11 protein-coding genes are annotated in these 14,510 nt (G+C 42.4%); 3 read left to right on the top strand and 8 right to left on the bottom strand.

Translation table 11 applies throughout. The annotated features are described in order from the left end of the window. Window positions 1–119: 119 nt before the first annotated feature. From ACE1CD_RS37060 to ACE1CD_RS37025, 8 genes are all read right to left on the bottom strand, one after another. Window positions 120–2,744 (bottom strand): AAA domain-containing protein, encoded by a 2,625-nt coding sequence (locus ACE1CD_RS37060; protein ID WP_374827923.1) that lies wholly within the window; start codon window positions 2,742–2,744, stop codon window positions 120–122. A 164-nt stretch (window positions 2,745–2,908) separates the two neighbouring features. After that, the gene (locus tag ACE1CD_RS37055) at window positions 2,909–3,604 is read right to left on the bottom strand and encodes a Uma2 family endonuclease (RefSeq protein WP_374798343.1); all 696 of its coding nucleotides are present in this window, start codon (window positions 3,602–3,604) and stop codon (window positions 2,909–2,911) included. Between the two features lie 389 nt (window positions 3,605–3,993). After that, window positions 3,994–4,902 (bottom strand): COR domain-containing protein, encoded by a 909-nt coding sequence (locus ACE1CD_RS37050; protein WP_374827924.1) that lies wholly within the window; start codon window positions 4,900–4,902, stop codon window positions 3,994–3,996. After that, window positions 4,884–5,510: a leucine-rich repeat domain-containing protein gene (locus ACE1CD_RS37045; protein WP_374827922.1), complete on the bottom strand. Its 627-nt coding sequence runs from the start codon at window positions 5,508–5,510 to the stop codon at window positions 4,884–4,886. Before ACE1CD_RS37045 ends, ACE1CD_RS37050 begins: the two co-directional genes overlap by 19 nt. A gap of 664 nt (window positions 5,511–6,174) precedes the next feature. Continuing rightward, the gene (locus tag ACE1CD_RS37040) at window positions 6,175–7,335 is read right to left on the bottom strand and encodes a hypothetical protein (protein WP_374827921.1); all 1,161 of its coding nucleotides are present in this window, start codon (window positions 7,333–7,335) and stop codon (window positions 6,175–6,177) included. Between the two features lie 270 nt (window positions 7,336–7,605). Next, a complete protein-coding gene (locus ACE1CD_RS37035; RefSeq protein ID WP_374827920.1) occupies window positions 7,606–8,715 on the bottom strand; it encodes a LamG domain-containing protein in 1,110 nt (369 codons plus the stop codon). 114 nt (window positions 8,716–8,829) lie between these two features. Next, window positions 8,830–10,485 (bottom strand): tetratricopeptide repeat protein, encoded by a 1,656-nt coding sequence (locus ACE1CD_RS37030; RefSeq protein WP_374827919.1) that lies wholly within the window; start codon window positions 10,483–10,485, stop codon window positions 8,830–8,832. Further along, window positions 10,425–11,243, bottom strand: coding sequence for an RNA polymerase sigma factor (locus ACE1CD_RS37025; RefSeq protein WP_374797035.1), 819 nt, complete (start codon window positions 11,241–11,243; stop codon window positions 10,425–10,427). The genes ACE1CD_RS37030 and ACE1CD_RS37025 overlap by 61 nt, the downstream gene beginning before the upstream one ends. A 492-nt stretch (window positions 11,244–11,735) precedes the next feature. Here ACE1CD_RS37025 and ACE1CD_RS37020 point away from each other — a divergent pair, with 492 nt between their 5' ends. From ACE1CD_RS37020 to ACE1CD_RS37010, 3 genes are read left to right on the top strand one after another with little or no spacing between them, the layout of a single operon-like run. Further along, on the top strand, window positions 11,736–12,887 hold the full coding sequence (locus tag ACE1CD_RS37020; RefSeq protein WP_374827918.1) for a DegT/DnrJ/EryC1/StrS family aminotransferase: 1,152 nt from the start codon (window positions 11,736–11,738) through the stop codon (window positions 12,885–12,887). A 4-nt stretch (window positions 12,888–12,891) separates the two neighbouring features. Further along, window positions 12,892–13,794 carry a cyanoexosortase B gene (crtB, locus tag ACE1CD_RS37015; RefSeq protein WP_374797031.1) on the top strand — a complete coding sequence of 301 codons (903 nt, stop codon included), beginning with the start codon at window positions 12,892–12,894 and terminating at the stop codon, window positions 13,792–13,794. Beyond that, on the top strand, window positions 13,791–14,504 hold the full coding sequence (locus ACE1CD_RS37010; protein WP_374797029.1) for a cyanoexosortase B system-associated protein: 714 nt from the start codon (window positions 13,791–13,793) through the stop codon (window positions 14,502–14,504). Before crtB ends, ACE1CD_RS37010 begins: the two co-directional genes overlap by 4 nt. Window positions 14,505–14,510: the final 6 nt, after the last annotated feature.

The following is a 14,510-nucleotide window of genomic DNA, read 5'->3' as shown; positions in this document are numbered from 1 at the left end:
TGGAATCTCTAGATTTATTTAGTGAACAAACTGCTAAATTAATGTCTTTAAGTCCTCATAAATTACCTTATTATCAACGAGGTCATCGCGCCGAAATGCTTATCCAGTCTACCTTTGAGCTATAGTTGTCGCCCCGTCAGGTGTTGCTGGTAAATTTGTACGGCTTTTTCGGTTTCGTTAATTGATGCGATCGCATTCTTCGCTTCCGCCAGTCCCCTACCAGCTTCCGAAACCCAACCAGGAATAGTATCCCGCAACCAAGCAGCTAACCCAAATGCTTCGCGATTACCGGGAGAAATTAAACCCATTCTCTTAGCTAAGTTTACCGCCATTTGCACGTTAGCGATAAATTCTTTGAGATAATTATCATTAGTGGCGGATTTCTTTAACCGCTCTAATAAATTAAATATTTCCTTATCTTCCCAACTGATTATATTAGCATATTTGCACAGAAAATTCAAGTCTAAAATAAGCGAATTAATTTGAGTTTGCTGTGCTTTAATTTCCGAAATTTGACTGACTATTTCTCTTTCATCTGCTTCGATTGATTCTTGGAGATTCTGCCAAGTTTTTTGGTCTTGTTCGATAGTTTCTTCTGCTTTCAAATAGCTAGCAAACTTTTCTGCCGATGCCAACAACTGACGAAAAAAATCGATATTTTCTTTTCTTTTACTCAACCGCTTTTCACAATCTTCAGCCGTATTTTTCAACCAAGTACCAATTACTTGTTCTTCCAAAAATGGTAATCCTTCTTCCTCAACTCTCTCCGCACGTCCCTTTCGCAAAGCACGAATTACCGGACTGTGAATTAATCTGCTAAGTGCGTTATCTACGGCTAAATTTGCTTGGGAAGCAATCAAGGTGCGTCCGCCTCGCAAAGCAATTTGGTAACAAATTTCGGCAATAACTGTTGTTTTTCCCGTACCAGGTGGCCCTTGAATTAGCACCAAATCATCGGCAGCAAGTACCGCTTCTACTGCGGCAATTTGGTCGTCATTCGCAGAGGGTAATAATAAATCTTCCGGTGGTAGTTTAATGTGTCTTTGCAGAGGTCTTGCTTTCGCAGCATCAAAGAAAAATTCACCCAAATAAGGATTTTGTGCGTTTCCTTTTTGTAATTCTTCTAATGCTTTTTTCTTGCGTTTAATTTGGCTTAAATCTCCTGCTGCTTCAAAAGACAAAAATCCTTGTTGGGGAATTTGATAATTTCCTTCTATTATTTTATCGACTATTTCGGCATCTATCCTAATACGGATTAAACTTTTTTCTCGATCGATTTCTTCAATATTTCCCAATCTATATTCAATTTGTTCGCCGTTACCATCGGCAGCAATTTCCAAAAGCTGAATATCTTCATTTCGTGCTTTAGAAGCTCGTTGCCAAAAATTATCAGGTTTCAGAAAAGTTCCTGATGAACTATCAATAGTGGCTTTATCAGCATCAATTTCAAAAGTAATTTTCCGAGTATCAGCACCAGAGTTATGATTAATAAAAGAAACGCAAAATTGCCGCTCTTTCGCCAAGCGTTCTTCAATATTTAAAAAGGTTTGCCAAGCTTTTAGCTGTTCTTCTGTTGGTAGATGATCGCCGCAGAAAGGTAATTTTGCTATACTGGATATAACGGATGGCGGTATGCCGATGCGATGTTGGCGATCGCGCAACAACTGAATCCGATAAGGTATGCTAAAAGCATCTACTTTTCCCTTATCTGCTGATAATAATCTAGCCGATAATACCCGCAAACCGCCATATCCATCTTGACTGACAACTGCTACCAAACTTAAGGTTTTTTGGCGTTCTTGGAGGATATCAGGTAATTCAATATCATCTCGATCGGTGGCGATCGTAAGTTCCCATTTTTCTTCGCCTATTTCTTGTCCTTTTCCCCGGCGACGCAGATAAAATAAATGTGGTTCTTGTCCGAGGATTTTATCTAGTAATTCTTCGGCTCGATCGCGTTTTTCTGCAAAATCAAAATACCTGTCTATGGCGGCTTTTCCTTCTACATCGCCAATCAAATTATTAATTCCACTCTCGCCAACCAACCGATAACCAAATTTTTGGTAAACTAACTCGTCTGACTCTTCTTCTCTGCTCGCGTAACCTCCTATATTAGAGGTAGATTTTTGTTTAATTTTGGCTGTAATTTCAATTTCGCGAAATGATTCTGCATCAGCTAAAAATATAAAACCAGATAAATTTGTTCCTGGTAAAATATTGTTTGAATTCAATTTTATTTCTAAATTTTGTAACCCTGGCGATAAGTAATTTGGCTGTACGTGCAGCCAAGTAAGATCGGATACAATTTCGCAAGCTGCACCTATTTGTAATTGCCAAGAACGCTGCACCAAGCGATCGCATTCCACTTCCCCAAAATCCAATATTGGCGGAATATCCCAGTTAGCGCCTGACCAGCAAACATTTTCGGCTATTCCGGTCAATCTAACTTGCTCTAATATAGGCAATGTTCCTATTTCAGCGAATAGCGCCACTTCTCCCTTGTCGCCTCCCACCGTGCGTGCGATCGCTAAATTCTCGATCCGCACCCCTGGTACTTTTACGATCAATGCTGGCTCATCGGCTGTAAAAATAACCGTATCTGCACCATTTCCGCGAATTGCGATCGCTTTTTCAATAGTAAATGGCCCTTTGTACTCACCCGCCATCAAGTTAATTTCGTAACCATCCCGAATAATTTGCAGCAAATCAGCAATATTGGCAGGATCGGCTGAAAAACTGGGCATAATTACTCCAATGTATAATTATTATCACCATTATAGTCTTAAGATTTTGATGAGTACATTAATTCGGCCATACTTGTGCAAATTGTTCTAATTATACTAGAAACCCAGTTTCTTAGACTAGAAACCCGGTTTCTTAGAGAAACCGGGTTTCTATCATCAATCGTCTATAATTGTTCTGGGTCAATTCCCTTCGATCGCAATCGTTCTATTAAGTCTTGATATCGCTGGTTTGCGGTTTCTAGTTGTGCGATCGCATCCTCAGCGCGTTGACGTTCCTGTTCCCTCAATCTATCCAATTCAACTGAGGTAAGAAATCGCTGTCCATCGGGACGAAAAATTTCCAGAGTATCAGATTTTAACTCAAATTTTATTCCCAATCTTGGACTTATCCAACCATTAATTGCCTCAATTTCTGCTAATCTATCTCCCGAACGGATCAATCCGGTTAATTCCACTTCATCTGGATCGTAGATATAATATTCCTCAACACCATATTGTTGATAAAACAGGTGTTTTCTGGTCATTTCTTTGAGGCGATTTCCAGGTGATAAAATTTCAAACACTACCTGGGGAGAGATGTTATTTTCTTCCCATTGTTTGTAGGAACCTCTGTCTCCTTTTGGTCTACCAAAAACCACCATTGCATCAGGTGCTATCCGGGTTTTGTTATCGCCTTCGATGGGATACCATAAGAGATCGCCTGCAACAAATACCTCTGGATTATTCGCAAATAAAATTTCTAGATTTTCTTTGATTGTGACAATCCAGCGGAATTGTTTGGTATTATCTGACATTGGTTGTCCGTCGCTGTCGGGGTAGATGATTTGTGGTTTAGTTTCAGTTGGTAGTTGTTGTACCATACTGCTTTTCCTCTATTTGGTTATCTCGATATTAACAATATTTTTACGTTTGGTTCTATCATGGTTTTTATATTAACTCAAGTTGCTAGTTATTTACATAAAGGTATGTTGTTGGGCTTGACGCCTCTTATGCCAGGTTTTATAAGAGGTGTCAAGCCCAACAACGTACAAAGAATAAGACTTATCTTCTAACTAACAACTTGGATTATTAATTTAATATTATATCTACTTCAATTTTAGAACTAATTTCAGAATGTGTCAAGTAAAACTTTCTTAGGTATGTTGTTGCGCTTTAGCGCTAAAGCGCAACAACGTATCTTTTATTGATTTACTCTATTACTCAGATCCCCGACTTCTTGAAGAAGTCGGGGATCTAGGGATCTATTCATCTACTCATTTTCAGATTTATTACTTGGATTTAAAACCTTACCTAAAACATCGCCAATTAACGGTAATTGACCGATAACCATTTTCATTAACTCTAAAAATGTCTCATCTTGTAAGCGTTCATCCTGCTTAAGTTGTAATGCACCAATGATGGGAACGAATAAAATACCACCTATCACCACAACGCAGAAAGTGGGAAAAGCTAATTGATTTCCTAAAAAGCCAATTCCTGCTACTACAACTACAAAAACGAAGAGATAAAATGAGCCATTCGCCCACGCACTTTTAACTCTAATTGGTTTGTTTTGATTTTCTGCCATAGCACTTGTTCCTTGATTTATTTGAACTTGTGAATTATGGATATGATAATTAATATTTGATTCCCGTTCGGTTTCTTTTTGGATAAACTTGTCTCTCCCAATTGTATCATCAATCAAATTCAGAATGTTAACTTCGTTATAGGGTGGTTTGTCACATTCAATATTTTGTTTGTTGTTCGCCATGCGTTGGCGTAACTTCTCAAAATCGTAAAAATGAGGAGTTTGGCTATCTTTACACGCGAAACAATTACAGGGAATCATCTTTTTCACTTTCAATCGTTCGTAACTACGATGAATTTCGTCTAATTTATCCGTAATTACTTCTAAAAATCCGCGTTTGTTTGTTCCAGATAAGCGAATCTTAATTTCGCGCCTGTCGTAAGTTTCGATAAGTTCAGCGAAGGTATTATCCCGTTTTAAAATTACGCCACTGCGCCAGACTTTCGGTTCGTCAATATAGTGGTGCATTTCGACAATGAAGCGGGTTAAAATGCCTTTGGGCATAAAGTCATATTCATAACGCAGAAATAAATTATCGCTGGGATTCCATTCGTATTGGCGTGGATTGGAATCTAATAATTGGGGAGCAATATTATGGCTTCTGGTATGCTTGTTAGTTGGTTCCTACTTAAATCAAGTTCGGATAAATTGGTGAGACGGGCGATCCCTTCTGGTACGCTTGTTAGTCGGTTTTTATGTAAATCAAGTGTGGATAAATGGGTAAGACGGGCGATCGCTTCTGGTATGCTCGTTATTTTGTTATCCCATAAATAAAGTGCGGATAAATTGGTGAGACGGGTGATGGCTTCTGGTACGCTTGTTAGTTGGTTAAAACTTAAATTAAGTACGGATAAATTGGTGAGACAAGTGATGGCTTCTGGTACGCTTGTTAGTCGGTTAAAACTTAAATTAAGTACGGATAAATTGCTGAGACGGGTGATGGCTTCTGGTACGCTTGTTAGTTCGTTGCCACTTAAATCAAGTACGGATAAATTGGTGAGACGGGCGATCGCTTCTGGTACGCTTGTTAGTTTATTACAACTTAAATTTAACTCTTCCAAACACTCTAACTCAAACACCTCGGTCGGAATTTCGGTTAATCTTTCCTCATCTGGTTTCCAGTTATTATTCAAATTTAATTTAGTGAGACGTTGTTCCTTAACCTGTTGAATTCTTCGGCGAATTTCGTCACTAATCATTTTTAAGTTACCAGTTACTAAATATCTTTAAATAGCAGTTGTAGCGTGCGTCAGACATCAGATTTTTACACTCATCACAAATGTTAACCCGCTGACCCACCCTCCTTAATCTCATCTTGATTGCGAACATTTTTGGATCGCACGGCATCTGATGTCATGTCCGTTATCCAATAATTTTAATTATGCCGTACAGCTACTGTTTAACTTATTAACAAAGGCAGCGCATTCGGGAGATTTGCAGTCGCAGGCGAGATCCCCGACTTCTTGTCGAAGTCGGGGATCTGTGTAGAGGGGGAATAGTGGGATGCTGGGTGGGAGTTTTCACGATCGCAGTCGCAGCCGAGATCCCCGACTTCTTGTCGAAGTCGGGGATCTGTGTAGACGATCGCGATCGCACCTAGAGCGCCAGTCTAGTAAAAAAGGTTGACAAAACATAATAGATATGTATGCGGATAGAGACCCCGGCTCCGGCGTTGCATTTGGACATAACAATTGTTGCTTCTCGCGATCACCCCTACACAATACATATCTTGTTGTTTTTGTCAATTTATTTTCACGATGCCGATCCAAACAAAATGACTCTGTACGTAATCCGCACAGAGTCATTTTTTTAAAGTTCGATCGCACCAGAATCAAACTGCTGATGAACTACCTCTTTGTGAGGTTAAATCCGACATTTATGACCGTACTGAAGATGATCGAATTCCACACCATTGGTAACAGCAGGAACTGTCACTTTAATAGCAGATATACCGCCGTCATAGTGAACACCGAAGAAACGATCTTCGTCAGTTTCACCCATCGTGGAAAAATCACCGCCAATTTTAAATGGCCCTTTAGCGCCTAGACTCTTTCCAGAAGCATCAAAAGCCTCAAATGTTAAATTCCCACTGCCAAAACTTGGGTCATTACCGTGGAAATCTGTCCAAACAATCCCAGCATCTGTGGGATAATCTCCCTGGCTTTTATCAAATGTAAATTTGATGTCGCCTTTGGATAAAACCAAGCGGTCTCGCGCTCTTCCTCTGTTATCAATTGCGCCGTCATCTTCATCCACAGAATCAAAGAATCCAGGGTCGGTGTAAGTATCGGTTTCATTAGGACTTGATGCCACAACTCCGGGTGTATTCAGAGTAAAATTCGCATCTTTGAAATCCTCTAAATAAAACCAATCGGAATTAGTTTTGAGATTCTTAAATGGACTATTATTGGCAAAACTCTTGTAAGGAATATTCAGCGAAAATTCGGGAGTAGAGCTACTGCCATTAGCACAAGCAATTGTCTTTGGTGCAGGTGGCGCTGGTGGCGCTACAGGTTCGGCAGGTTTATCAGCGACAATCGAAAACTTAAGTTTTTGACTTCCACTATTGTCGCTAAAGAAGGGGAGTCCATCATTAAAAATGAAGGAAACTGTATCTCCCGGTTGCAGGTCAAACGCTTGATCTTTCCCGCTCTTGATAAATTTCCTCACTCCTTTTGCATTTTTGATTTCTGCTACTAGAGTGCCTAATTTCAAGTCGGGGAAGAGCCATGCCTCGTATTTAACATTAGTGGTAGCATTAGCATCTACTGCATCGCCATTTGGTTCACCGGCCTTAGCGCCTCGCCACATTCCCTCCGCGCTAATTTTTACTTTGACGGGATACTTCAAATTGTTACTGAAGCCGGGTAAATCTTTGGATTCAGTTGCTAATACGGTTAATTCACCATTTTGTAAATCCGTATTAATGGGAGTAAGTGCCGCGAAAGCTGGTGCAGGCACAAAGACGATCGCAATTGCCAACATTACTACCACAAAGGTAGACAAAAACGATTTGAATTTCATATCAACGAAAATTCCTTCGAGATTTGGAGTTTAGCGCTTGCTTAAGTTATCCCTAAGCAGGGTAAAACAAGTACAGTCAGCTTTGGGTTTGATAATTTGCTAGCGATCGCACTCATACAGAATAGCTAGAATTGCGATGCCTGTATCTTTGCTACTATGCTGTACTGTTTCACTTCATAGAGTCAGAAACCGGGTTTTTTGCAGCTTTCCTTCGCTGAAAGCCTAGATTTTCTGTTGAGAAACCCGGTTTCTTCCGCCTTGGTTTAACAGCTACTTAATGGAAAACTTAACTTTTTGACTGCCAGTGTTGTCAGTAAAGTAGGGAATTCCATCATTGAAAATGAAGTAAGCTGTCTCTCCTGGTTGCAGTTCAAACGTCTGTTCTTTCCCGCTCTTGATAAATTTGCTCACCCCTTTTGCGTCTTTTACTTGTGCTACTAGGGTGCCTAAATTCAATTCAGGAAATAGCCATTCTTTGTATAGCACACCAGGGATACCATTAGCATCAACTGACAGGCCATTCGGCTCGCCTGATGCAGCTGCTTGCCACATTCCCTCAGCACTAATTTTTACTGTGACAGGCTGATTCAATGTGTTAAGTAAGCCGGGTAGATTTTTCGATTCATTAGCTAATACTGTCAATTCACCAGTTTGTGAGGCAATATTAATGGGAACTATACCTGGTGGATAATTCGGGGTAACCACTGCCTGAATTTGCTCTGGAGTGAGAGCAACATTATAAATAGCTAAACCAGTGATACTCCCCGCAAAATAATTGACCCCACTATTCTGAGAATAACCTCGGCAACCTAGATATAGGGGATAATTATTTTTGGTATTCCCCGTAGTCGTATCCGGATTGGTAGCCTCTAGTTTTCCATCAATATAGAGAGAGAGTTTACCTTGATTGTTTTCAGTACTGCGGACAAAAGTCACATGATGGAATTTCCCATCATTAATTTTAGTGTTTGAGTAGACACCAGGATTATTTTTGCCATCATAGCGGGCGGCAACAATTTTTCCAGCGGAATTTCCCGTTTTTGTATTTAGGTAGCGAATCACATAAGGATATCCCCCACTGAGCCACTTTTCAACAACATCATTATCTCCATTTTTGATGTCTTTTTGTTCGCTATCAGGTTTAATCCAAACCGCTACGGTGAAATCCTGATTGCTAGCAAAGTTGATCGCATCGCTATTCTCAACTTTGTCACATTCATTGATGCCGTTAAAGGTGGAAACTTTGTCGCTTGCAGTATAAACAGGTATTTGAGCAAGAAAATTTGCTCCAGGCAGAGCATTAGCTTTTCGATGAAAACTGCCAAACGTAATGCTTACAGCCAACAACAAAGCCAGACAAACTCTTGTCAGTAATTTCATCAAGTGATATCCTACGCGCAATCTATACTCTTAAGACGTTTCTCAAAGCCAATTTCTGAATTTTTTGAGTTAGAGGCGTTTTTTTGCCAAAAAAATGCACCCGGAAAATCAGTATCAAGGACGAGAACTCTTTCGCCACTTCGCTTTTAGGCGTTTCAAAGCTGCCTCGACCTCCTGGCGAACGGGATAGAGCAACTGCTGACTCAAGGCATTTCGATAAAGCTCGATCGCACCCATAGCATCGCCCAATCCCTCTAATGCTCTTCCTTGCCAGTAATCAGCCATAACTGGGTTAAATAACCTCAGTTTTTGACTTTCTTGACAAGCTTCTGCCCACCACTTGCGGCTAGCACTCTCATCCCCCAACGCTCGGTAACTTTCGCCCAGCCACACCGCAGCAGACACGCATTGCAGATATCCCTGCTTTTCTGCTAACAACTGCCATCCTTGGGTTAAAGCTACTACTGCTTCCTCGTGTTTAAGAGCCAAAGCCAATACTCGCCCATGACAAAACCAAGCATCAGCTAACTGGGGCTGAAGTTGTGTCGCTTGCAGAGAAACACTGCACCCCCGTTCTATCTCTTGAAAACTTTCCACCAGCACTCGTCCCGCCGTCGCCCAAATACTCCAGCGATCGCCAAAACGCGCCAACATCTCTTCTACGATCGAAGCAAGGGTGATGTTATCCCTTTCTCCATTTACTCCTCTTACTTCCCTCTTTTCGCAATAGAGGAGTTGGGGGTGAGCTTCAAGAGGCAAAATCTCGCACAACGCCCGATAGATTTCACAATCCTGGGGATAGAGACGATAAACTTTTCGCATCACAAGAGCCGCCGCCTGATATTCCCCTGTATGGAACAAGCATCGCCCATAGTGATACCAACCGCTAGGATTATTCGGGTGTTCCTCCGTAAACTGCGCTAACACCCTTGTCCCTTGCTCCCAATCACCTCGGAAAATGTGATAGTATGCGAGCGATTTGTGGGCATCAGCTCCATGAGGAGCTTGTTGGAGAGCCGCGCCAATCATCTTTTTAGTTTGCTTCCCCTGCTCGCCAGATACCAATCTCATCTGGCAACGATCGTCCAATTGTCGTTGTAGTACCCACAAACGATCGGGATCTAAAGCGATCGATTTATTCAAACGTTCCCGTGCTTCCCGAACATTCCCCACCGCCATTAACGCATCATAGCTGTGAATCAAGGCGACAATATCATCTGGATTGATTGACAAAATCCGATCGAAGGCTTGTAACGCCCCCACAGGATTTTCTCTCCCCATATGCAATTGTCCCAAAACTAGCCAGTGAGCGGCGTTATCTGGTTCTAGGTGAGCGGCTGTTTCAAAAGCAACGATCGCTTTGGGAATGTCACTTTGACAAAGTGCGATTGCTCCGGTAATGTATTGCTCTGTGGCTTTATTTCCAGATAACGGTAAGGCATCTTGATAAACTTCGATCGCCTCAGCTAACCGTCCCATTAACTGCAACAATTTCCCCAATTTCAACCGCACATCAATTAATTGGGGTTGGCGATCGATCACTTGGCGATACTCCTCCACTGCTTGCTCCCATTGACCGATTGCGTAGAAAAGCTCGGCCAATTCCAAGCGTTTTTTCCAGCCAGAAGCATACTGCTGCACGTACTGACTTAATGTTTTTAACTTTTGGTCTTGGCGGATTGGCTTTTCATCTAAAACAAGGTGAACATTCAACTCCACCCCAGAGGACTGGGTGACTGATACCAGGCATGAGGTAGTGTTTCGAGACATATTGCTGTGATTTGATAATAATTAGGGCAACGGCCAAAGCGCTCTTTTTGATGGAAGGTTGGCGGGATTTTTGCCTCAGCCCTGATGCTTGAGTATGGTAATTTCTCTACTCCTGATTTGGCCTTTTTCCTAAATGGATCGGAGGAATCAAAAGGAGACACATCAAGCCCCGACAAATAAGGTTTTAAACGCTTTTGCAGAATTGCTCGCGCCTGAGAAATGCGCTTGCAAAGGTTATCGTAGGAAATCCCTAGCTGTTGACTGATTTCCTGATAAGATTTCTCTTCAATGAAGTGTAGAATAAAGGGTTGGCGCAGTCTGGGCGGTAATTCCTCAATTGCACGGTGGATGACTATTTCTAATTCGCTTCGCATTGCAACATTTTCTGGTGTGTGGGACTGAGAAACCAGTTGTTCCTCGCGCTGCTGGGCGATCAGATCCCAACTTTCCACCCGATGCGCTAATCGCTTGGACTCTCTACGTATATCCACGCAGATATTATGGGTTAATCGAGTCAACCAAGCTTTAAAGTTGGCGATCGTATGAGCATAGTCTCTAGTCTTCTCCCAAGCTTTGAGCATCGCTCGACTCAGAGCTTCTTCGGCATCAGCAGGGTTGCCCCCCATCCATTTCAGGCAGCGACGGTAAAGATAATTTTGATACCTTTTCCATAGCTGCCAAAACACTTCCTCCCTCTTTTTCCAGCAATCCAACAAATAAAATTCAGTCAAGGCCACCCCTAATTGAGTATTCGACATAACTTTTGTGCTGATGTTGTACTTAATTGGGTTTTTATTGAGGTCAATCTCGATCCCTGTCAATCCCCCATGTAAATTGGGCCTAAGTATCGACTGTAGAACTAAAATCAAGCGATCGGTTCGGTTGCTTGCTAAATTTATCTAACATCTTTCTAAAGACAGATGTCAAGAATAGTAGATTTATTTTAAGTAAATAATCTTTAATTTTTGCCACGCTAAAAAGAGAGATCCAGAAGAGAGGATTTTTGTTTCTGTACAAAATTTACCGAGCGATCTGCTCAGGAGATATTTTGTATTTCTAGATACATTTTATTGGGCTGTTTGGACAGGAGTCCAGAAATTTTCGGTCTACCGACAGTAAAATTGATTTGAGTTATGCGTATAAATACGGAAGAGGCATTCGCAAAAATAAACCATAAATAGATCAGATAACTTTGTTAAACCCTGCTATTAGTCCAAAGCGCTACGATCGAAATCTCACATTCACCATCAATGACCAAAATTCCCTTTGTAGACCTCAGCTTTCAACACGAACCGCTGATAAACCAAATCGAAGAAGCCATCCTGACCGTACTCCACCAGGGAGATTTTATCATGGGCAAAGCGGTCGCTGAATTTGAGACAGCTTTTGCCAATGCTTGTGGTGTAGAATCCGGAGTCGGTGTAGCCTGCGGCACAGATGCGATCGCACTCGGACTGCAAGCTTGCGGTATTCGTCCCGGCGATGAAGTAATCTTACCAGCCAATACCTTTGTTGCCACTCTCATCGGCGTTCTCCACGCTGGCGCTACCCCGATTTTCGTCGATTGCGACCCGGAAACCGCTTTAATTGACTTAAAAGCAGCAGAAAAAGCGATTAGCGAGCAAACGCGGGCGATTGTTCCAGTGCATCTCTACGGACAAATGGTGTCGCCGAAGCAGCTGTTAGACTTAGCCAGCACTCATAATTTGGTAATCTTTGAAGATGCCGCCCAAGCACATCTAGCAGAACGAGAAGGTTACAAAGCTGGTTCAATAGGTAAAGCCGCCGCTTTCAGCTTTTATCCCAGTAAAAATTTGGGTGCGATCGGCGATGGCGGTCTGCTGGTAACAAATGATGCAGAGGTAGCCCAAAAAATGCGAGCGCTACGCAACTACGGTGCGCCACAAAAATATCTGCACACCGAATACGGTACAAACAGCCGTCTCGATACGCTACAAGCAGCCGTCCTCAACGTCAAACTACCTCATTTGCAAGAATGGAACAATCTTCGCAACGCGGCTGCACAGGAGTACGATCGCTTACTAGAACCGCTGCGATCGCACGGTATTTTTCCCATCCATAACCAAAGCGGCACAGGTCATATTTATCACCTATACGTAATCCGTATCAGTGAATCCTGTGCGATCGAGCGAGAAAAAATCCAAGCCGAACTGAGCGCAATTGGCATTCAAACAGGCATTCACTATCCCTTGCCTTGCCATCTCCAGCCAGCTTATCAGTATCTAGGATACAAAGCCGGAGACTTTCCCAATTCCGAAATTCTATCAAAACAGATTTTATCCTTGCCAATGTACCCAGGTTTGAGCCAAACTCAAATTGTGCAAGTCGTGCAAGCACTTCAGCATCTCCTTATCGCTCCAGAAGCTGCTATCTCCGGTTAAATCTATGCAAGTAGGATTAAAAATTCCCAAAACTTTAGAGCCACATCTACTTAGTGGCGCTATACTAGCTTTTCTAACAATTTTGTACGCACCTTTACTATTGCATTGGTATGATGGCTGGCTGCATAAAAATATCGGCATCGTACACGAATATTTCAGCCACGGATTAATCGGTCTACCTTTTGCAGCTTATATCGCGTGGACGAATAGAAAGCTGTGGCGTCGCTTACCAGATAAAGCCCATCCGCTGGGTGCTACTTTGCTAGTACTGGGAGGCATATTTTATCTGAGTGGCTTAAACGACTGGGTAAATTTATCATTCCCAGTCGTGCTAACCGGACTCTGCTTGTGGTTAAAAGGATTTCCCGGTTTCAAATTGCAAGCTTTTCCCTTGTTATTGGTATTGCTGGCATCGCCAACATCAGTACCCTATCTGATCGAACCTTATGCCTTACCTTTACAAAGCTTTATTGCTGGGGTAGCTGGGTTTATTTTGAGTCAATTTGGCGTCAACGTCACGGTAGAGGAGATCAACTTATACGTTGGCGGACAAATTGTGGAGGTAGCGCCGCACTGTGCCGGCCTGAAAATGCTATTCACAAGTCTCTACGTAGGCTTGATGTTGCTTTTCTGGAGTGGAGCATTGCGATCGCGCACCAAAACAATTCTATTCTTATTGAGTGCCGCATCACTGAGCGTCATTGCCAACATCATTCGCAATGCCTTGCTGACCTTCTTTCACGGTACTGGCAATCAGCAAGCCTTTGAATGGCTGCACGAAAGTTGGGGCGGTGACTTTTATTCTGCTTGTTTGCTGGGATTATTGGTTGTGCTAATCAATTTAATGGAAAAATATTTTCCCACCGACCTCGATGAAAGCGCACAGCCTCAAGTTGAGGAATTATGAATTATTTGGATTCAAAACTCAAAACTTATAACTTAAAACTCTCTCAGGTGATCTTGCTCCTGTTCCTGCTAGTATTGATCGCGTTAGGAGCAGTTCCCAGTTACCTGAAAGGACGTTGGGCTTGGGAGCAACCGCCGCCGATACCTTCCCTCAAGCAAATCCAACAACTGCGGAAAACAGGACTCAGTGTTCCGGGTTGGCAGACCATCTCCCAGCAAAACCCAGAAGTGAGCGGTCACAAATGGTCTTTCCAAAATCTGCAACGCAATCCTCAAACGCAGGCGGTATTGATGTTACTCCCCCAAAACGGACCAAAAGAACAGCCGCAGGTAGAGTGGGTAGATATCAAAGGATTTTGGCGTTGGAAAACAGATAAGTATCGATCGGCTCAGTTTACTGCCACTTCCACAAATAATAATAGCCAAACTGCCAAAGTGGAAGCTCAGTACTTCCGAGGTTGGAACCCAACGCAGACTTACGCCGTACTGCAATGGTATGCTGTTCCCAATGGAGGCAGTCCAGACCCAGGCAAATGGTTTTGGGCCGATCAAATGGCGCAGTGGCAGAAGCGTCGAGTTCCGTGGGTTGCAGTCAATATCCAAATACCCATCGAACCTTTGGGTGACATCGAAAAAGTTTGGCCGATAGCCGAGTCGATCGGCAAAACTGTTCAATCCACTTTAATGTCAGGGCCATTTCGCAAAAATTAAGAATTA

The organism is Aerosakkonema sp. BLCC-F183, from assembly GCF_041929145.1.
GTDB lineage: Bacteria > Cyanobacteriota > Cyanobacteriia > Cyanobacteriales > Aerosakkonemataceae > Aerosakkonema.
The sequence above is the reverse complement of the archived record's forward strand: the minus strand, read 5'-3'. Positions and strand labels throughout refer to the sequence as shown.